Origin of the sequence: Campylobacter ornithocola, assembly GCF_013201605.1 — a bacterium.
Taxonomy (GTDB): domain Bacteria; phylum Campylobacterota; class Campylobacteria; order Campylobacterales; family Campylobacteraceae; genus Campylobacter_D; species Campylobacter_D ornithocola.
Genome location: NZ_CP053848.1, coordinates 1,497,427 through 1,518,723, shown reverse-complemented (window position 1 = coordinate 1,518,723; position 21,297 = coordinate 1,497,427). Strand labels below are relative to the sequence as shown.

Annotated in this window: 19 protein-coding genes; all 19 read left to right on the top strand. The window is 30.2% G+C overall.

Annotation, left to right across the window (positions count from 1 at the left end; translation table 11 throughout):
* The first annotated feature begins 5 nt into the window (after positions 1–5).
* The 19 genes from CORN_RS07745 (at position 6) to nuoL (ending at position 21,296) form a co-directional block, all read left to right on the top strand.
* A complete protein-coding gene (locus CORN_RS07745; protein ID WP_066008322.1) occupies positions 6–3,785 on the top strand; it encodes a type IIG restriction enzyme/methyltransferase in 3,780 nt (1,259 codons plus the stop codon).
* On the top strand, positions 3,785–5,926 hold the full coding sequence (locus CORN_RS07740; protein ID WP_094750313.1) for a hypothetical protein: 2,142 nt from the start codon (positions 3,785–3,787) through the stop codon (positions 5,924–5,926). The genes CORN_RS07745 and CORN_RS07740 overlap by 1 nt, the downstream gene beginning before the upstream one ends.
* A gap of 39 nt (positions 5,927–5,965) precedes the next feature.
* Complete coding sequence (locus CORN_RS07735; protein WP_066008321.1) at positions 5,966–7,501, top strand: ABC transporter substrate-binding protein; 1,536 nt, start codon at positions 5,966–5,968, stop codon at positions 7,499–7,501.
* Between the two features lie 11 nt (positions 7,502–7,512).
* Entirely contained in the window at positions 7,513–8,451 is a 939-nt protein-coding gene (locus tag CORN_RS07730) for an ABC transporter permease (RefSeq protein ID WP_066008331.1), read from the top strand.
* Entirely contained in the window at positions 8,444–9,220 is a 777-nt protein-coding gene (locus CORN_RS07725; RefSeq protein ID WP_066008320.1) for an ABC transporter permease, read from the top strand. The genes CORN_RS07730 and CORN_RS07725 overlap by 8 nt, the downstream gene beginning before the upstream one ends.
* Positions 9,217–9,990: an ATP-binding cassette domain-containing protein gene (locus tag CORN_RS07720; RefSeq protein WP_066008319.1), complete on the top strand. Its 774-nt coding sequence runs from the start codon at positions 9,217–9,219 to the stop codon at positions 9,988–9,990. The genes CORN_RS07725 and CORN_RS07720 overlap by 4 nt, the downstream gene beginning before the upstream one ends.
* A complete protein-coding gene (locus CORN_RS07715) occupies positions 9,974–10,642 on the top strand; it encodes an ATP-binding cassette domain-containing protein (protein WP_066008330.1) in 669 nt (222 codons plus the stop codon). The genes CORN_RS07720 and CORN_RS07715 overlap by 17 nt, the downstream gene beginning before the upstream one ends.
* Before the next feature lie 119 nt (positions 10,643–10,761).
* Positions 10,762–11,181 (top strand): NAD(P)H-quinone oxidoreductase subunit 3, encoded by a 420-nt coding sequence (locus CORN_RS07710; RefSeq protein ID WP_039629108.1) that lies wholly within the window; start codon positions 10,762–10,764, stop codon positions 11,179–11,181.
* Positions 11,160–11,657 carry a NuoB/complex I 20 kDa subunit family protein gene (locus CORN_RS07705; protein ID WP_066008318.1) on the top strand — a complete coding sequence of 166 codons (498 nt, stop codon included), beginning with the start codon at positions 11,160–11,162 and terminating at the stop codon, positions 11,655–11,657. Before CORN_RS07710 ends, CORN_RS07705 begins: the two co-directional genes overlap by 22 nt.
* On the top strand, positions 11,657–12,448 hold the full coding sequence (locus CORN_RS07700; RefSeq protein WP_066008317.1) for an NADH-quinone oxidoreductase subunit C: 792 nt from the start codon (positions 11,657–11,659) through the stop codon (positions 12,446–12,448). Before CORN_RS07705 ends, CORN_RS07700 begins: the two co-directional genes overlap by 1 nt.
* A 1-nt stretch (position 12,449) precedes the next feature.
* Positions 12,450–13,676 carry an NADH dehydrogenase (quinone) subunit D gene (gene nuoD / locus CORN_RS07695; RefSeq protein WP_066008316.1) on the top strand — a complete coding sequence of 409 codons (1,227 nt, stop codon included), beginning with the start codon at positions 12,450–12,452 and terminating at the stop codon, positions 13,674–13,676.
* Positions 13,673–13,900 (top strand): NADH-ubiquinone oxidoreductase subunit E family protein, encoded by a 228-nt coding sequence (locus CORN_RS07690; protein WP_066008315.1) that lies wholly within the window; start codon positions 13,673–13,675, stop codon positions 13,898–13,900. The genes nuoD and CORN_RS07690 overlap by 4 nt, the downstream gene beginning before the upstream one ends.
* Entirely contained in the window at positions 13,897–14,613 is a 717-nt protein-coding gene (locus tag CORN_RS07685) for a hypothetical protein (RefSeq protein WP_066008314.1), read from the top strand. The genes CORN_RS07690 and CORN_RS07685 overlap by 4 nt, the downstream gene beginning before the upstream one ends.
* The gene (locus CORN_RS07680; RefSeq protein ID WP_066008313.1) at positions 14,610–17,066 is read left to right on the top strand and encodes an NADH-quinone oxidoreductase subunit G; all 2,457 of its coding nucleotides are present in this window, start codon (positions 14,610–14,612) and stop codon (positions 17,064–17,066) included. Before CORN_RS07685 ends, CORN_RS07680 begins: the two co-directional genes overlap by 4 nt.
* The gene (nuoH, locus tag CORN_RS07675) at positions 17,059–18,057 is read left to right on the top strand and encodes an NADH-quinone oxidoreductase subunit NuoH (protein ID WP_066008329.1); all 999 of its coding nucleotides are present in this window, start codon (positions 17,059–17,061) and stop codon (positions 18,055–18,057) included. The genes CORN_RS07680 and nuoH overlap by 8 nt, the downstream gene beginning before the upstream one ends.
* A 9-nt stretch (positions 18,058–18,066) precedes the next feature.
* A complete protein-coding gene (gene nuoI / locus CORN_RS07670; RefSeq protein WP_066008312.1) occupies positions 18,067–18,699 on the top strand; it encodes an NADH-quinone oxidoreductase subunit NuoI in 633 nt (210 codons plus the stop codon).
* Complete coding sequence (locus CORN_RS07665) at positions 18,692–19,198, top strand: NADH-quinone oxidoreductase subunit J (RefSeq protein ID WP_066008311.1); 507 nt, start codon at positions 18,692–18,694, stop codon at positions 19,196–19,198. Before nuoI ends, CORN_RS07665 begins: the two co-directional genes overlap by 8 nt.
* On the top strand, positions 19,198–19,509 hold the full coding sequence (gene nuoK / locus CORN_RS07660) for an NADH-quinone oxidoreductase subunit NuoK (RefSeq protein WP_066008328.1): 312 nt from the start codon (positions 19,198–19,200) through the stop codon (positions 19,507–19,509). The genes CORN_RS07665 and nuoK overlap by 1 nt, the downstream gene beginning before the upstream one ends.
* Positions 19,497–21,296, top strand: coding sequence for an NADH-quinone oxidoreductase subunit L (gene nuoL, locus CORN_RS07655; protein WP_066008310.1), 1,800 nt, complete (start codon positions 19,497–19,499; stop codon positions 21,294–21,296). The genes nuoK and nuoL overlap by 13 nt, the downstream gene beginning before the upstream one ends.
* Position 21,297: the final 1 nt, after the last annotated feature.

The window sequence follows — 21,297 nt, the reverse complement described above, 5'->3', positions numbered from 1 at the left end:
TAAAAATGCACTTTACTTTGTTAAATGAAAAAGATTTTTTCAACCCCTACTACCGCAAAAAGCAAATCACACAAAATGAATTTGACACTTTTTGCAAAGCTTTAACGCAGTATATAAAAAGGCTTGAAAACTCACAAAGTGAAAATGAAGATTATCTTGTAGCAAATGCACTTAGTCCATTTTTAACCACGCTAAATTTCAAAACCCACATCAAAACCAAGCAAAAAGGCAAAAGCGAGATCGACTTAGCCATCGCCAAAGATGAGCTTAGTAAAGACTTAGAAGTTCTCATCGAAGCTAAAAAGCCCAACTCAAAAGAATTCATCACACACATAAAGCCAAATTCCAAAGCTTTACATGAAGCCATTTTGTATTATTTTAGAAACAGAGAGCATAGCTTTAGCTTGAAATTTATCATCATCACAGACTTTTATAAATTCTACATTTTCAAAGCTAGTGAGTTTGAAGAGCTTTTTTATAAAAACACAAGCTTTAAAAAGCTTTTTGAAGAATTTCAAAGCCCAAATTCACTTTTTAAAGGCAATAATGATGAATTTTACAAAGAAGCAAGCAAACTCATAGAAAATTCCAAAGAAAACTTAAAAGGCTTTTTCATTGATTTAGCCTTTTTAAAAGACAAGCGAAAATCAAATTTCAAAAACCTAGCAAGTATTTTTAAAACTTTCCACAAAGACTTTTTGCTAAATGAATTTAGCCCAAATGACGCAAACTCACTAAACAATGCATTTTATAAAGAGCTTTTATACATCTTAGGTTTAAGCGAGAGCAAACAGCTTTCTAAATTCATCATCACACAAAGCGAGCAAAGCAAACAAGCCCAAGGCACGCTTTATCATCTCATAGCGAGCAAACTTCCAGAGCATGATTTTGAAGAAGTGTTAAAATTCATCATACTTTGGCTAAATCGTATTTTATTTTTAAAGCTTATTGAGTCAAATTTAGTTAGATTTAACGATGATAAAACCCTTAAATTTCTAAACTATGAAAAAATTCCAAATTTTACCACCCTTTCGCACCTTTTCTTTGATATCTTAGCTAAAGAAAAACACACAAGAGCACAGAGTAAATTTAGCTATTTGCCTTATTTAAATTCATCGCTTTTTGAAAAGCAAGCCATAGAAAAAACCATACTAGAAATCGCCACTTTAGAAAATGATGCCTTACTAGAGTACCACCCGCACACACAACTAAAAGATGACAAAGGCAAAAGCAAAAAAGGTAAAGTAGGTTTGCTTGAATATTTGTTTGAGTTTTTAGACAGCTTTGACTTTGGATCTGATGAGCAAAGTGAAGAACTTATCAAGCAAAAAGAACTCATCAACTCAAGCGTTTTGGGAAATGTCTTTGAAAAGCTAAATGGTTATAAGGAAGGTAGTTTCTATACCCCAAGCTTTATCACTTCATATATATGTAAAGTAAGTATAGAAAAAGTCGTGCTTGATAGATTTAACTATACTTTTAAGCTAAATGCTACCAAACTAAGCGAGCTAAGAACCCAGTTGCGTCAAGAAAAAATCTCTCAAGAGCAAAAACTAGCCTTGCTAAATTCCATACGCATTTGCGATCCTGCGGTGGGAAGTGGGCATTTTTTAGTTTCAGCTTTAAATGCCATGCTTATGGTGCATTATGAGCTTGGTTTGTTTGAAGAGGACTTTTACCTAAGCGTGCAAAATGATGAAATTTTAGTGCAAAATCACAAAGGCCAGTTTTTAGAGTATAAACGCCCTGATTTTGACAAAGACAAAACCCACCTTTGCCAAAAAGAACTTTTTGAGCGTAAAAAAGACATCATAGAAAACAACCTTTTTGGAGTAGATATCAACCCAAATTCATGTGAGATCACTAAACTAAGACTTTGGATAGAGCTTTTAAAACACAGCTTTTATGAAAGCTTTGATGATGCAAACTATCATGATCTTAAAACCCTACCAAACATCGACATCAACATAAAATGCGGGAATTCTTTAATAAGTTATTTTGAAATTCACAAAAGCCTTTCTCACTACCCCAACATCAAAGAACGCATGGATAAATACAAACGCATAGTCAAAGACTACAAAGAAGGCTTTTACACCGACAAAACTCTCATCGCAAAAGAGATCAAAAACCTCAAAGAGTCTTTTAAAAATTTCTGCCTAAAAGACAAATTTGCCAAAGAGATCAAGCAACTTACCAACGGTGCTAATGAATACTCTAAAAAATACGGCGATTTTTTAGCACAAGATGAAAAAGATGAGAATTTTAGAGCATTTTTCTCTAAAAATATGTTTGAATTTGACTTTGATGAAAGTGCCGCTAAGAAAGAATTTAAAAAGCTTAAAAAGCTTTATGAGAGTATATTTGACTTAGAAAGTGCAAATCCTTTTGAATGGCGTTTTGAATTTAGCGAAGTGCTTGATGAGGGCGGGAGCTTTCAAGGGTTTGATCTCATCATCGGTAACCCACCTTACATAAAAGAAAATGATAATAAAGAAATTTTTGCAAATACTAAAAATTTAAGAACTTATCAAGGTAAAATGGATATTTGGTATCATTTTGTGGGGCGTGGTTTAGATGTACTAAAAGAAAATGGAATTTTATCTTTTATTGCCACAAACAATTGGACTACAAATTCGGGTGCTAAAAAATTACGTAATGTTATATTAGAAGAGTGTCAAATTTTAAATCTTGTCGATTTTTCTTCATTTATGGTTTTTGATTCTGCAAGCATACAAACTATGATAATGCAATTTCAAAAAACAAAACCACCTAAAAACTATGAATTTAATTTTGCAAAACTTACTACACAAAGTCCAAGTTATGAAGATGTTCTGGATATTTTAGAAAATACAAAGTCGCCTAATAATGAAATTTTAAATATAAATTTTAAGCCAAAGAATTTCATATACAAAACTTTGAATTTTATAAAAAATGATTATGAAGAGATATTTGAAAAAATCCAAAAATATGGAAAATTTTACCTTGATGATAAAGAAATAGCAAATGGGATACATCCGCATTATGATTTTGTAAATAATAGAATTAATAGTAATCATAATTTTGTTTTTAAAATAGGGCAAGGTATTTTTGGTCTGAGTGAAGAAGAAAAAGAGAAACTAAAATTAACAAAATTAGAAAATAATCTTGTAAAACCTTATTATGATACTCAAAATTTTATAAAATTCTTTTTTGAAAAAAATAATCATCGATGGATTATTTATACAAATTCATCTTTTAAAAATCCAAATTCTATGGATAATTATCCAAACTTAAAAAAACATTTAGATAAATTTAAAAAAGTTATTACTTCAGATAACAAACCTTATGGACTACATAGAGCTAGAGATGAAAAATTTTTTACAGGTAGTCCTAGAATAGTAGCTTTAAGAAAATGTGTAAATGAGCCTAAATTCAGTTATGTTGATTTTGATTGTTATGTTTCGGCGACTTTTTATGTTATAAAAACACAAAGAATTGATACAAAGTATCTAGTTGCTATTTTAAATTCAAAACTTATGATGTTTTGGTTAAAACATAAAGGAAAAATGCAAGGCAATAATTATCAAATAGATAAAGAGCCTTTGTTAAATATTCCTATAGTAGATATAAATTCTAAAAATGAAAAACTAGCAAGCGAGCTTATAAGCTTAGTCGATGAGATTTTAATTTTAAAAGAACAAGACAAAAAAGCAAACACCAAAACCCAAGAAGACAAAATAAACTCTATTGTTTATAAACTTTATAACCTAAACGAAGAAGAAATAAAAATCATTGAAGGCAAATAATGGAAGATTTTAATGAATTTGGTATTTTTGTAAAAAATGGTAAGCAAGATGTAAAAGATAATAAAATAATCATATTTGATGCTGAAATAGAAGAGATAAATTTTAAAAAATTGCAAGAAAAAGATATAAAAGAAATTTGTATACTTAGAAGTGAAATAAAATATCTTTACTTTTCTAACACAAATACTATAAAAATAGACTTTAGAAATTGTAATTTTAAAAATCAGATTATCGCTAGAGAATTATATTTTGAAAATGAAGTTATATTTCAGCAATGTATATTTGATGTTGTAGTAGATTTTTCTAAAACAAAATTTAAATGCAAGATTGATTTTTTAACATCTATATTTAAAGATGAAGTGAGATTTATAGAAACTCAATTTCAAGCAAATCAAAGCAATAATGAAGCAATAGAAAATAATTTTGGAGAAGTTATCTTTGAAAGGAGAATATCTTTTTCTAATGCCATATTTCAAGCAAGGGTTAATTTTGCACTCTCACAATTTAAAGACGAAGTAAGTTTTACAAAAACCAAATTTCAAGCAAATCAAAGCAATGATAAAATAATTGAAAATCATTTTTTAGGGGTCATTTTTACAGGAAAAGCAACTTTTGATAAAACCATATTTCAAGCAAGGGTTAATTTTGCACTCTCACAATTTAAAGACGAAGCAAGATTTATGCAAGTTAATTTTTTAGCACAAAGCAATTTCCAAGAAGTGTATTTTGAAAGTAAATGCTATTTTTATGAAGTTGAATTTAAAGGAAGAGTTAGTTTTTTTATTGCTAGATTTAGAGGTGAAGCAAGATTTATAAAAACTAAATTTTTAGCAGAAACTGATATAAAGGGTATAGAAGTAGAAAATAATTTTAAAGAAGCACATTTTGAAAGCGAATGTTATTTTTCTGAAGTTAAATTTAAAGGAAGAGTTAGTTTTTATATAGCCAAATTTAAAAATGATATAAAATTTATGCAAACTAAATTTTTAGCAAAAACTGATGTAAATAATACAGAAGTAGAAAATAACTTTATAGAAACACATTTTAAAAACAAATGTTATTTTTCTGAAGTTGAATTTAAAGGAAAGGTTAGTTTTGCTGTTTCAAGATTTAAGGGCGAAACATTATTTGCAAATATATTATCCATGAACAATATACTTGAATTTAATCAAGTAGAATTTAATAGAGTAAAATTTGTCAATACCGCTGAGCGACTAAACTCTTATTATTTCTTAAATTCCACTTTTAAAAGTATTGCAAATTTTGAAAATTTAAATATTAACGATTTGGTTTTTTATAATGTTGTGTTTGAAAATATTGTAACTTTTGATAAAGTTAATTTTAACAATAAACCAAATTTTGAAAACTGCACTTTTTCTAATCAATTTAATATAGAGCATAAATATATAGAATATAATTTTCAAGATTTACAAAATAGAACAAATAATATCACTGATAAATATAAAGCATTGCTTGATGCTAGAGATTTATTTAGAAAATTAAAAAGCAATCATATAGCCCATCATAATCTAATCGATGCTTCGGAACTAAGAGCTCAAGAGCTTTACACTAGAGAATTAGAACTAAAATATAAAGAAAATAAAAGCTTAAAAGAAAAAATCGAACAATGGCAACTTTTCTTTTACCGCGAACTTTGCGATCATCATACTAATATTTTACAAAGCTTAAATTCGCTTATTTTGGTGATAGGGGTTTTTGGGATATTGAGCTTTTTAACGATTATTGGTGTTAATCATTATTTTGAATATAAAATCAGCATAAATCATTTGTATTTTTCGTTAGAATTTTATGATAAACACATAAAATCTTTAATACAAAATCATTATCTATTTATACTTTTTACAAATTTGCTGATAATTTTTGCATATTTGTTTTTGGTTGTTTTGGCGTTGTGTTTTAAATTTATGAGAAAGATTTTTATAGTTTTATCTTATTCTGTTGTTATTTTTATTATGATAATTTCTCCAAAAATTCTCATACCTGCGATAGGAATTTTCACAGACAAAAGAGCTATGTTAGATCCACTTAGTGTGCTTGGTGGAATTTATACAATTGTTTTTGGCTTTGTTGTGTATTCTTTTGTAAAGACAATTAGAAAAAACTCCATAGTACCAAGTTAATGTTATAATTTGAAATTATTTCAAAAAGAAAGGAAAATTATGTTGCGATTTTTTTTAATGCTTTTTTGTGCTTTAAATCTTTTTGCTGCTACGCCAAAAGATACGATTATTATAGCAGTGGAGAATGAACCAGAGCGTATTAACCCGCTTTTTAGTGAAGATCATGATGTGGCAATTGCACTTGTGTTTTCAGGACTTACACGCTTTGATGAAAATATGAGCTTAGCACCTGATCTTGCTAGTTCTTGGAAAGTTAGCAAAGATGGACTTGTTTATGAATTTACTTTAAGAGATGATGTATTGTGGCATGATGGGGCTAAATTTAGTGCTAAGGATGTGGAATTTAGTATAAATGCTTTAAAAGATGAGAAATTAAATTCACCTTCAAAGGTAAATTTTGACGCGGTTAAAGAAGTAAAAATCATCGATGATTATCATTTGTCTATCACTCTTTCAAAGCCTTTTCCGGCATTTTTAGATGCTTTGAGTGTAGGGGTTTTACCAAAACACTTGCTTGAAAAAGAAAATCTAAATACCACTAAATTTAATCAAATGCCCATAGGAACAGGCTCTTATAAGTTAAAGCAATGGAAGCAAGGTCAATACATGATCTTAGAAGCAAATGAAAATTACCATTTAGCTAAGGTGAAAACTCCAAAGCTCATACTAAAACACATTAAAGATCCAAGTATTAGTGCAATTGAACTTAAAAATGGTTCTATTGATGTGGCTTTAGTTGATTTTGCTTTAGCTTCAAATTTTGAAAATGATAAGAATTTTAAAATGCTTATAGAGCCTTCGGCTGATTACCGTGCTTTGATGTTTAATCTTAACCATGAGTTTTTAAAAGATCAAAATGTACGTTTAGCACTAAATTACGCCATCGATAAACAAGCTATTATAAATTCACTTTTGCATTCTTTTGGAAAGGTGGCCAATCATCCTTTAGAAAAATCATGGGCAAACCCTAAAGAATTTGCAACTTATACTTATGATGTAAAAAAAGCAAATGAGCTTTTAGCAAAAGCAGGTTTTATAAAAAATAAAAATGGTATTTTAGAAAAAAATGACAAAGAATTTAGCTTTGAAATGTATGCTATGAGTGAAGATCCATTAAGAGTAGCTTTAGTAAATATCTTACAAAGTGAGTTTTTAAAACTAGGTATTAAGGCAAAAGCTGTTGCTAAACCAAGTGGAAGTTTTGATTATACTAAAATTGATAGTTTTTTAGTGGGTTGGGGTAGTCCTTATGATCCTGACTTTCATACCTTTAGAGTTTTTGCAAGCTCTGAAGATACTGCCTTAAACTCAAGTGGATGGAATTTTGGTCATTATCAAAATGCCAAAGTAGATGAGGCTTTAACAAAGGCAAGAAATTCACTTGATATAAATGAAAGAAAAAAATATTATAAAGAATTTATTGATGCATTATATAAAGACCCTGCGTTTTTATTTATATCTTACATTGATTATCCTTTAGTTTTTGCTAAAAATATCCAAGGTATAAAACCTCATGTTTTAGGTCACCATGGAGTAGGTTTTACTTGGAATGCTTATGAGTGGAGCAAAAATTAGTGTTAAAACTCATTTTTAAACGCCTCTTGTGGGCGTTTTTTTTAATGATTTTTGCAAGTTTTTTATGCTTTGTGATGATTTATCATGCTAAAGGAAGCGTGGTTTTTGCTAGTGTACCTCAAGGAACTAGCCTTAAGATAAAAGAAGAAATCGAGCGTAATTTAAATTTAGATAAACCTTTGTTAGAGCAGTATGAAAATTGGGCTTTTAAAGCTTTAAAAGGCGACTTTTCATACTCTTTAATCAGCGGAGAAAAGGTTAGTGAGATTTTAAAAGAAAAGCTTCCCTATACCATTATATTAGGGAGTTTAGCTTTTTTAGTGCTTTTTGTATTATCTTTGTTTTTAGCACTTTTGTGCGTGTTTTATAAAGATAGTTTTTTAGATAAATTTATCACTTTTTTAACGATGAGTTTTTTTGCGTTACCTGCTTTTTCTTTATCATTAATGCTTATTTTAGTCTTTGCGGTATTTTTTAAACTTTTTCCAAGTTCTGCTATTGCTGATATTGGCTTTGAAGATGATGTGTTTAATCGTTTGTGGCATTTGTTTTTGCCCGTGTGTGCTTTAGTGCTTTCGCATTTAGCGGTTTTTGTGCGTTTTATAAGAACAAGCTTGATTGATAGCTTAAATCAAAGCTTTATAGAAAGTGCTTTTGCAAGAGGGCTTAGCAAAACAAGAATTTATTTGCATTTTGTGTTAAAAGATGCTTTTGGTTCTATACTTGCATATTTTGGTGCTTCTTTTGTGAGTTTTTTAATGGGAACTTACATAGTAGAAAGTGTATTTTCTTATGAGGGTGTAGGAAATTTAGTGATTAAAAGCATATTATTTAAAGACTATCCTGTGGTACTAGCTGTGGTGATTTTTAGCATTTTTGTGGTGGTGCTTGTAAATTTGATCGTAGAAATAATTTGCAAGATGATTAATCCAAGGTTTGCCAATGCGTAAGTTTTGTGTAGTGATGATTTTGCTAAGTTTTATTTTAGCGCTTTTTGCACCTTTGATTAGTTCATATGATCCAAATTTAGTTGATCTAAGTAAAGCTAAAATTGCACCTAGTTTAAGTCATATTTTTGGCACAGATTTGCTTGGTAGAGATGTTTTTACGCGTATTTTGTATGCATTACGTATTTCTTTATTTGTTGGGGTAATGGCAGCATTTTTTAGTGTGTTTTTTGCTTGTATTTATGTGTTTTTAACAAGATTTTTTGCTTATGCTTTTTTTGCTAGAGTGCTTGATATGCTTTTAGCATTGCCATCTTTGCTTGTGATTATGTTTTTTCAAAGCTTTTTAGCAGGGTCTTTGTGGAGTATGATTTTTATCATTGCTTTGGGGCATTTTGCTTTTGTGGCAAAAGTGCTTGATACTCAGCTTAATAAATTTCAAAAACTTGAGTTTTATCAAAATGCTATCATTCTAGGCTCTAGTAAGATGAAAGCTTTATTTAGCGAGCTTTTACCTGCTTGTTGGAATTTGCTTTTTGTGCTTTTTGTTTTAAATATAGCCCATGCTATTACAAGTGAAGCTACTTTGAGCTTTTTTGGTTTAGGTGTGGAGCTTTGGACTCCAAGTTTGGGAAATATGCTCAATGAAGCAAGCAAGGCTGTGTTTTTAGGGTTTTGGTGGATGATAGTTTTTCCGGTAGTTTTTATACTTATGCTTATTTTGCCTTTACTTGCTTTGGGTAATGACTTGCAAGAAGAGATTAAAGCATGATAAAAATTTCAAATTTAAATCTTAGTTTTAAAGATAAAATTTTATTAAAGGATTTAAATCTTAACTTAGAAGATGGTAAGGCTTTGGCTATCATGGGTAAAAGTGGAGCAGGAAAAAGCTTGCTTTTAAAAAGTATGATTAAGCTTTTTGATAAGCATTATAAACTCAATGTGCAAAAATTTCAGATTGATCAAAAAGATATTTTAAATTTAAAAGAAAAAGAGCTTAATGCACTAAGAGCTAGGGTAAATTTACTTTTTCAAGATGTTTATGGGAGTTTTTATCCTCTTGTTGATATAGGGAGCTATTTTAATATAGTTTTAAAAACTCATACCAATTTAAGCACAAAAGAAATAAAAGAAAAAGCCTTTTATTATTTTGAATGTTTAGGGCTTAAAAATCATGATCTTTTATGGCATTCTTTTATATATCAGTTAAGTGGTGGTATGGCAAGACGTGTTCAAATAGCTTTAGCTTTGTTAAGCGGTGCTAAGTATTTATTGTGTGATGAGATTACAAGCTCGCTTGATAGAGTCAACGAGGAAAAAATCATCACTATTTTAAAAGAGCTAAAATCGCAATTTAGAAATCTTATTTTCATCACTCATGATATAAATTTAGCTAAAGAACTTTGTGATGAGGTGGCTATCATGGAAGAAAAAACTTTAATTTATCAAATGCCTATGAAAGAATTTTTAAATAATCCAAAAGGTATTTTTGCTAAAGAATTGTTAAATTATTTTGAGAATGAAAATGTTTTTAGAAGTTAAAAATTTAAGCAAATCTTATAAATTTAAAAAACACTGGTATTTAAAAGAAGAAGAAATCTTTGTTTTTAAAGATGTGAATTTTTCTTTAAATCAGAATGAAAATTTATTACTTTGCGGGGAAAGTGGTAGTGGTAAAAGTACTTTGGCTAAAATTCTTTGTATGCTTGAATGTGCAAATACTGGGGAGGTTTTGCTTGAAAATGAAAATATATTAAATTTAGATTTTAATGCCCAAAGAAATTTACGCCAAAAAATTCAATATATTTTCCAAGATCAAAAACTAGCTTTGAATCCTTATAAAAACACTAAAAGACTTTTACTTGATGTGTATGAAAATTTTAAACTTAAGCCCGATTTTGAAGAACTTTTTAAGCTTTTTGATGTTTTTGAGCTTGAAAAAGATATTTTAAATTTAAAACCTTCTAAGCTAAGTGGTGGTCAAAGCCAAAGACTAGGTTTGATTAGGGCTTTACTTTTAAAACCAAAATTGCTCATTTTAGATGAGATTACAGCAGCACTTGATATGCCAACTGCTTATAAAATTTTAAACTATTTGTATACTTTTCAAAAAACACATAATATTACCTATATTTTCATATCTCATCAAGAAAAAATCTTGCAAAATATATGTCACAAAAAAGTATTTTTATAATAAAGATAAAAATTGTTTCATTTTGAAATGCCTTAAAATTTATTTTTTTGATAATAAGTTTTTATATAGCTAAGTTAAAGTAAAATAAATTCTAATTATGCTTGAATAAAAGGTTTATTATGACGCACGCAACTATAGAGCATCAATATTTTGGCATCTTTGCAATGCTTGTTATCGCAAGTGTTATATTTTTTACTTTGGTGTATATTTCTTCTAAAATAGGTTCCAAACTCGCCTCTCATAATAGAAAAAAACTTGGACTCGGAATTTATGAGTGTGGACCTATGGCTTCTAAGCAGGCAAATAAAATCAATTCTCAATTTTTTGTTTTTGCTTTGATTTTCATTTTGCTTGATATTGAAGTAGTGTTTTTATTTCCTTGGGCGGTGATTTTTAAAGATTTAACCGCAGAGCTTTCAAAATACGGCTTGTCTTTATTTGCTTTGGTAGAAGTGTTTGTTTTTATTTTATTGCTTGCAATAGGCTTTTTATACGCTTATAAAAAAGGAGCATTCGCATGGCAGAGTATCAAAAAATGAGTAATGCACCAGTTGTTTTAACCACGGTTGATAAGTTAGTGCAATGGGGTAGAAGTAATTCTTTATGGGCGCTATCTTACGGACTTGCTTGTTGTGCTATTGAAATGATGGCAGCGGGTGGTGCAAGATATGATTTTGATAGATTCGGGACGATTTTTAGAGCAAGTCCAAGACAATCTGAAGTAATGATCATAGCAGGTACTTTAAGCAAAAAACACGCTGAATTTACAAGAAGACTTTATGATCAAATACCCGATCCTAAATGGGTTATTTCTATGGGTTCTTGTGCAAATACCGGTGGTATGTTTAATACTTATTCTACAGTTCAAGGGGTTGATAGAATTATACCTGTGGATATTTATGTACCAGGTTGTGCCCCACGTCCTGAAACTTTTCAATTTGCTTTGATGATTTTACAAAAAAGAATTCGCAAAGAAAAAGCAAGCAGAAAAATAGCTCCAAAAAGGCTTATATAATGAGAAAATACAGCGATAAAAAAAATGCCCAGTTAAAAAATTATTATGAAGATAGATTTTACCATGCACCTGTAACTAAAAAACTAAGTACAGAGGGTAGTGCTTTTGAAAACGATCATCAAATTTTGAGCCAAAAATTTGAGTTAAAAAACTCCTTTATAGAGCTTGATTTTTGGGTGATTGAAATAAATAAAGATGATAATATCGCTATTCTTAGTAAACTTAAAAGTTTAGGTTATGAAGCTTTTAATGATGCAAGTGCAATTGATTTTGTCGCACAAAAACAAGGTTTTGAAGTGTATTATCAACTTTTAAATATGGAGAAAAATTTAAGAGTGAGGGTAAAGACTTTTGTCGGTTTAAAAGAAAGACTTCAAAGTGTTATGAGTGTTTTTAAGGGTGCTAATTGGTGTGAGAGAGAAATATATGATATGTTTGGAATTTTTATCATCAATCATCCAAATTTAAAAAGACTTTTAATGCCTGATGATTGGTATGGACATCCTTTTTTAAAAAGCTATCCTTTGCACGGTGATGAATTTGCCAAATGGTATGAGATAGATAAAATTTTTGGTAAAGAATACCGCGAAGTAGTAGGTGAAGAAAATAGAGATCCAGGTTTTGTGGATGAAAAAGATACACTAAACTTTAGTAGAATTTATCATGAGGTTGGTAAGGGCGAAGCTCCAAGAGAGAATAAGTACTTGCAAGAATATCAAGAAGAAAGTGGTGTGCCTTTTGTAAAAAAAGTTAAAAGAACGCAAGTAAAAATTTTAGACAAGAGAAGATAAAATGCAAATTTCTACTAAATTAAAACCTTATTATGAAAACATAAGCTTTGAGCGTGAAGATGGTACTATGATAGTAAATCTAGGCCCCCAACATCCAAGTGCTCACGGAAATTTACGCCTTATTTTAGAGCTTGATGGAGAAGAAATCACTAAAGCTACTCCTTGTATAGGCTATATGCATCGTGGTATGGAAAAAATGGCTGAAAATATGATCTATCAAGAGTTTATTCCAACTACTGATAGAATGGATTATATCGCAGCTAGTGCAAATAACTATGCCTATGTAACTGCTGTGGAAAAACTTTGCGGTTTAGAAATTCCACGCAGAGCAAGTGTGATAAGGATGATTTTGCTTGAATTAAACCGCATCGCTTCGCATTTATTATGGCTTGCTACACATGCGCTTGATATTGGTGCGATGACGGTATTTTTATATTGCTTTAGAGAGCGTGAGTATGTACTTGATCTAATAGAAAAATATTGTGGGGCAAGATTAACACATTCATCTATGAGAATAGGTGGGGTGATGCTTGATTTGCCTGAAGGCTTTTTAGATGAACTTTTAGCATTTTGTAATAAATTTCCAAATGACATAAAAGATTATGAAGCCTTGCTTGATGATAATAGAATTTGGCGTGCAAGAACTGAAAATGTAGGAGTTGTAAGCAAAGAACAGGCACTAAGTTGGGGTTGTAGCGGGGTTATGCTAAGAGGAAGTGGTATTGCTTATGATATTAGAAAAGAAGAGCCGTATTTGCTTTATGATGAGGTAGATTTTGGAGTGCCTGTAGCTAAAATGGGTGATTCTTATGCAAGATATAAAGTTTATATGCAAGAATTTAGAGAAAGTTTGAAAATTTTAGTTCAATGTACTAAGCTTTATCAAGATACCCCGCCTGAGATTTTATGCAATCACCCTGAGTATGTAAGTGCTTCAAAAGAACAAATCATGACACAGAATTATTCGCTTATGCAACATTTTGTCTTGGTAACTCAAGGCTTAAAACCACCAAAAGGAGAGGTGTATGTGCCAACTGAAAGCCCGAAAGGCGAACTTGGATTTTTCATTCATTCAGATGGTAGTGGTAGACCATATAGGTTAAGAGCTAGAACCCCAAGTTTTTTTCATTGTGCGTTTTTAGAAGAAATGCTTGTTGGGTCATATTTAGCCGATGCGGTGGCGATTTTAGGAAGTATTAATATAGTTTTAGGTGAGATAGACCGATGAGACGTGTGGATTTAAGAAAAAGTAAAGATTTATTTAAAGACTTAGAGCAAATCATTCAAAATGCCTATATGGATGAAGTTTTAGTGGTTTTGTTTGAAATAGGAGATTTTTCTAATGTAGAAAAAAGTTTTGCTTTCATAAAAGAGCAAAATTGTGAACTTTTAAATTCTTTAAAATTTAATCAAGTAGATTGGACCATAGTTTTTAAAAAGGTAGGACAATGAAATTAGCAAAATATCAAGAAGGTTTAAATGCTTTGTGTTTTGTGGATTTGCTTTCTTTAAAAAATCTTTCACTTTGTGCTAAGCTTAATAAAAGTAAAAATTATAATATTTCTTGTTTAGAAGATAAAAATTTAAAAGCAAGCTTTTATAAATGTGAGATTGCAAGTGTATCTTTTGTGCTTGCTTTGCTTTGTAAGATGAGTTTAGAGAGTGAATTTAATGAGCTTGATGAGGGTTATTTAAGCGCTGAATCTTGCTTTGGAGAAGAAGAAGCTTTAGAGATTTTGGAGTTTTTAAAAGAAGCAAAATGTATTATTTTTGATGAAAATTTATACCAACATAAAGATTTTGAAAATATTAAGTATTTTTTAGAAAGGCTTTGCCATAAATTTGATCTTTTGCTGATTTGTTCTAATGAAAATGAAGAAAATTTACAAATACAAAATTCTTTTGGTGAGCTTTTAGAGCTTGATAATTTTGATGGAACTATCATCATGCAAGCACCTTTAGGGGATAAAAATTTGCATTGTTCTTCATCTTTTGCTTTGATTGCTAAGGTTAAAGAAGGGGATAAAATCACTTTAAAAATAAATAATCAAGAATTTACAACTATGATAAAAATTGATCATGAACTAAAAGGAACGGTGGCTTTGTTTGATTATGAAGGCACTGATTTTGCCTTTTCAAAAGCTCAAGTTAAGGTTATAAAATGAAAATTATCATTAATGGCATAGAATGTGAGGCAAATGAGGGTGAGTATATCTTAAATGTCGCAAGAAAAAATGATATTTTCATTCCTGCAATTTGTTATTTAAATGGTTGTTCTCCAACGCTTGCATGTCGTATGTGTATGGTGGAAGCTGATGGTAAAAAAGTTTATTCTTGTAATACTAAAGTAAAAGAAGGCATGGTGGTAGAAAGTGATTTGCCAAATTTATGGGATGAGCGTAATGCTATCATGCAAGCATATTGCATTAACCATCCTTTACAATGTGGAGTTTGTGATAAATCTGGCGAATGTGAGCTTCAAAACTTTACACATAAAGCAAGAGTAAAAGTGCAAAATTACTGGATTAAAGATACTCATAAAGAGCATAAAAAATGGGGCGAAATTAATTATGATCCGGCTTTATGTATAGTGTGTGAAAGATGTATCACAGTTTGTAAAGATAAAATAGGAGAAAGTGCTTTAAAAACTACTCCAAGAGGAGCAGATGTACCCGATGCAAGCTTTAAAGAGAGTATGAGTAAAGACGCACTAGCGATTTGGACTAAATTTCAAAAGAGTTTGATTGCGCCAAGTGGTGGCGACACGCTTGATTGTTCTTTTTGTGGAGAATGTACAAGTGTATGCCCAACGGGAGCTTTGGTGGGTTCAGCTTTTCAATACACATCTAATGCTTGGGAGCTAAAGAAAATTCCAGCTAGTAATCCACATTCAAGTGATTGTGAGTTGATGTATTATGATATTAAACAAACTAGTATTAATAATCAAAAAGAAAAAATTTATAGAGTAAGTAATGACTTTACTTTTACTACGCTAAATAAAGCTGCAAGATATGGTTTTAACACCCAAAATGAAGTTCAAGGTAAAGATGAAAAAGCCTTTGAAAAACTAGTAAATATGATAAAAAATAACGAAATAAAAAATATTTTATTTAGTAGTTTTATTACTAATGAAGAAGCTTTAATTTTGCAAAATTTAAGTAAAAAATTTAATCTTAATCTTATAAACTATGAAGCTAAAAAATTCCAAGATTTCCTAGCTTGTTTTTATCAAAATGCAAATGCAATGTATAATGCAAATACAGATGATATTACCCAAAGTGATTTTTTAATCATCGCAGGTTCGTTTTTACGCTATGATGCACCAACACTAGGATATAAAGTTAATAATGCTTTAGTGATGAATAAAGGTGCAGGGCTTTATTTTCACCCTATAAAAGATAAAGGTGTGGATAAATATTCTAAAAATTTCTTGCAGATTAATCATGGTATTAAAGATAATGAAAATATTTTATTATTTATCTTGCAAAAATTTGCTAAAGAGCTTCCACAAGATTTAAAAAATACATTAGAAAATGCGTATTACCAAGGCACTAGAGAAATCGAAGAAACTATCAATGAAGAAGTTATTGAAAAGATAGAAAAACGAAATGAAAATGACGAAACTATTATAGAAGAAATTAAAAAACTTGTGCCTAAAAAAATTAAAAAAAGTATAGAAGTGCAAAGATCAAATTATGCGAAAAATCTTGGTATAAATGAGGATATTTTAGAAACTTTATTAGCTAAAAAGCAAAAATTTACACTTATTATAGGAAGTGATTTTTACTATGATGAGCAAAGTGCTAAGTTAGCAAAACTTTGTGCTTTGGTGCAAAAATATACCGAATTTAAAGTTTTTTTAAATCCAACTTGTACGAATACCTTAGGCGTAAGTTTAATTTGTGATTTAAGTCAAGATTTTCAAGTGGGAAAAACACTAGGTTACAATGAAAAAGGTGATTTTAGCTTTTCTTATGATGAGCACTATGATCTTGCAAGTTCTAGTTTAAATCAACAAGAAGGTAGCTTTGTAAATTATGATAAAAGATTAGTTCCTACAAATGCTGCTTTAGATTTTAAAGGTTATTTTTTAAATGATTTAGCAAATGCCTTGGGTTTTAATGAAGAATTTACGATCAACTATACTAAATTTTTACCACAAAATAAAGGTTTTAGAACAATTGATTTTGATGAGTTAGAAAATCATTATGATAATGGTGGGGTAAATCATAGAGGTTATGAGCTTGATTTTTCTCATTTTGAGTTTGAAAAAACATTAAGTGATCAAGAAGTCAAAGTGCAAAATGAAGGAAATTTAACTCTATATCATGCAAATAGCATTCATCAATTTTCAAAGCTTAGTAATAGATCTTTTAATGAGATTGGAGCTTTATTTTTATCAGTTGATATAATGCAAAAATTTGACTTAAATCAAGATGATAGTGTTATTTTAAAAAATGAAATAACTCAAATTGCTATAAGTGTAAAATGTGATGAATCTTTAGAAAATGGTGCATATTTGGGGGATTATGATAGTAAGATTGATTATAAATCTTTATTTAATAATACTCGATATGCAAAAGTTTGGCTTGAAAAAGCAGGAGCTAAAAATGAGTGATATTACTTTTTTTATTATAGAAACGATTATTAAATGTGTGCTTGTTATAGCTATTTTTGCTACTTTAGCAGGTTTAGCAACTTATCTTGAAAGAAAGGCTTTAGCTTTATTTCATCGTCGTTTGGGGCCTGATATGGTAGGTCCTTTTGGCTTGCTTCAAGTGGTTGCTGATATGATTAAGCTTTTTACTAAAGAAGATATAGTGCCAACTTATGCTCAAAAAGTGGTATTTCTAATTGCTCCATTAATCGCGGCAATTTGTGCTTTTGTAGCAATTGCAGCTATACCTATTTTTCCTGAATTTACTTTATTTGGTAGAGTGATTCGCCCTATTATCGCTGATATTAATGTGGCCTTACTTTTTGTAATAGGTATGGGTGGAGTTAGTTTTTATGCAATTTTTTTAGGTGGTTTGGCTAGTAATAATAAATGGTCATTGCTAGGTGGTGCAAGAGGACTTGTTTCTATCATCTCCTATGAGAGTGTTGCGGGACTTTCTTTGGTATGTGTTGTAATGCTTGTTGGTTCTTTATCTTTGGTAGATATTAATAATTATCAAAGCGATGGTATACTTTCTTGGCTTATTTTTAAACAACCTTTAGCTTTTATTTTATTTGTAATAGCTATTTTTATAGAAACTAACAGAACCCCGCTTTGTTTAAGTGAAAACGAAACTGAACTTGTTTCAGGTTATGGTACTGAATATAGTGGGCTTAGATGGGGTATGTTTTTTATCGGCGAATACACAGCTATGATCACTGGAGCGATTATGATATCGCTTTTATTTTTGGGTGGATTTAATGATTTTTGGATTATACCAGGGGCTATTATGATGCTTTTGAAAGTTTCTTTTGTATTCTTTTGGTATTTTTGGGCTAGAGGTGCTTTTCCACAACTGCGTCCTGATCAAGTAATGAGAATGTGTTATTTGATTTTAATACCTTTAGCGGTTTTAAATTTATTAATTAGTGCTTTAGTGCTTGTAATATAGGAAAAAACAATGAAAAAAGGTTATTTTAAAGTAGATTTTGAGCGTAAAAATCCTCAAAATACTTATGAAAAATTTATACAAGTAATCAAGCGTTCTTTAAATACAGAACTTTTTGTAGGTTTGTTTGTAGTATTAAGAGAAATGTTTAAAAAAAATAATAGTGCAACGATTAAATATCCGCTAGAAAAGGTTTCATTAGATAATCGCTACCGTGCAGTACATCGCCTAATGCGTTTTATTGAAAGTGAAAATGAATGTTGCATTGGTTGTGGTTTGTGTGAAAAAATTTGTATTAGTAATTGTATTAGAATGGAAACAAGCTTAAGCGAAGATGGGCGTAAAAAGGTTGAAAATTATAGTATCAATTTAGGGCGATGTATTTATTGTGGATTTTGTGCCGATGTTTGTCCTGAACTTGCCATTGTGCATGGTAAAGAGTATGAAAACGCGGCAGAACAAAGATCTTATTTTGGCCAAAAGCAAGACTTTTTAACCCCTATTGATGAGTTAAAAAATCAAGTTATTTTTGAGGGAAGTGGTAGCCTTAGAAAAGATGCTGATACTTTGGTGAAGAAAACTCCAAATTATTACGAGATAGATTTACAAAGACAGCAAGATACTCTAAAGGAAGAAAATGTTTGAAAATATAGTTTTTTGTTTATTAAGTGTTTTGGTGTTGGGATTTTTTTTAATTAGCGTTTTAAGTACAAGCGTGCTTTATGCTATTAGCTCTTTGGCTGCGGCTATGGTTTTTTTAAGCGGATTTTATTTTTTACTTAATGCTGAATTTATTGGAGCAATTCAAATTATCGTTTATAGTGGGGCTATTTTAGGTCTTTATAGTTTTGCTATGATGTTTTTTGATGCCTCTATAAAAGTAAAAGAAAGTTTAAAAGGTAAAAGAATCTTCATTTTTGCTGTGATTTTTAGTGCCGTTTTGTTAGTTAGTATTATTATGGGATATGAATTTGGTTTAAATGAAACTAATGAGGTTTATGGTCTTGATTCTACCCAACAAATAGGTTTTGCTTTATTTACAAAATATATGCTTGCTTTTGAATTTATGGCAATTTTACTTTTAATAGCTTTAATTTGTGCCATAGTGCTTACTCAAAAAAATATAAAAAAGGATGAGCAATGATGTTGGAAAAATACTACATTGTGGCTATTTTGATGTTTATCATTGGTCTAATAGGGATTGTAAAACGCCAAAATTTGATTATGCTTTTTATTTCAAGTGAAATTTTATTAAATGCTGCTAATTTGGCCTTGGTTACAGCAGGAGCTTCGCATAAAGACATAGAAGGACAAATTTTTGCTCTTTTTGTTATGGGAGTTGCGGCTTGTGAAGTAGCTGTTGGAATAGCACTTTGTGTTTTATGGTATAGGAAAACAGGAACGCTAGAACTTAGTTCTTTGGCTGAAAAAGGAGAAATAAAATGCAAAATTTAGCTTTAATAGCACTATTTTCTCCTTTGGTTTCAGCGCTTATTTTGGGTATTTTTGCTTTTAGCACTAAAAAAATTATTTTAGGTTATTTGGCTTCTTTATTCATAGCTTTCTCAGCTCTTGCTTCAATTATTTTATTAGGCAATGGAGTGCATTTTAATTTCGAGCTTGGTACTTGGATATCTTTAGTAGATGTTAGTTTTGGTTTTAAAATAGATTCTATTACTTTAATCATGATGAATGTAGTAAGTATAGTAGCGACTTTTGTGCATTTGTATAGTATATTTTACATGGAGCATGATGAAGGATTTAATCGTTATTTTAGCTATTTGGGACTTTTTGTTTTTTCCATGATGTTTTTGGTTATGAGTGATAATTTTTTAGGACTTTTTATAGGTTGGGAAGGCGTTGGCTTGTGTTCTTGGCTTTTAATAGGCTTTTGGTATCATAATGAAAAATACACTTTTGCTGCTAATGAAGCATTTATTATGAATAGAATTGCAGATTTGGCTTTGCTTTTAGGAATTTTCTTAATTTATATAGAATTCAACTCTTTAAAATATGATGAATTTTTTACACTTTTGTCTTTAGATTATAATAATATTATTTTGATATTAATAGCAATTTTACTTTTTATAGGTGCTATGGGAAAATCAGCACAATTTCCTTTCCATACTTGGCTTGCTGATGCTATGGCTGGTCCTACGCCAGTTTCAGCATTGATCCATGCAGCGACTATGGTTACTGCAGGAGTGTATTTGGTTATCCGCGCAGGAGAGCTTTATTTACAAGTTCCAGAAGTGGGATATTTTATCGCTATACTTGGTGCTTTTGTGGCGCTTTTTGCTGCTTCTATGGCTATGGTAGCTAAAGATTTAAAAAGAATTATTGCTTACTCAACGCTTTCTCAGCTTGGATATATGTTTGTAGCAGCAGGTCTTGGAGCTTACGCAATAGCTTTGTTTCATTTAGCAACCCATGCATTTTTTAAATCTTTATTGTTTTTAGGCGCAGGTAATGTTATGCATGCGATGAATGATAAGCTTGATATTAGTAAAATGGGTGGACTTTATAAAAGTATGCGTTTTAGTGCTATTTTAATGCTTATAGGCTCTTTAGCTTTAGCAGGAATTTATCCTTTCGCTGGATTTTTCTCTAAAGACTTGATTTTAGGTTTTTCTTTTATAAGTCATCACCATGGAATTTTCTTAGCACTTTTGATAGCAGCTTTTATGACAGCTTTTTATAGTTTTAGACTTTTAATGCTTGTATTTTTTACTCCAAAAAGACATGAAGAGCATCCTCATGAGGCAAGCAAAATAGCCTTGCTTGCTATGAGTCCTTTGGCTTTACTTGCTGTTGTAGCGGGATTTTTTGAACATAGTTTTATGGAATTTGTAAGTAGAAATTTAGCTTTCATTAACGGACAAAATTCTTTAGTTATGATACTCGCAAGTGTAGCCGCAGTACTTGGGGTGCTTTTGGCTATTATAGCTTATTGGAAAAATTGGTTTAAACCATCACTTTCTAAAACAAGTATTTATAGGCTTTTGTTTAATGAATACTATATACCAAGGTTTTATCATCAATTTATTATTGGTAAATATGCGTTATTTTGCGAATTTTTGAGAAAAAGTGATAAAGAAATTTTGGATTCCTTGATAGATAATATTGCATTTTTTCTAAAAACATTTGCTAGGATTCTTAGTGTAAGTAAGGATTATTCTTTGGTTTTAAGAATTGTTATTTTGGCTTTTGTGTGTTTATTTTGTTTAGCGTTGGCGGTGTAAA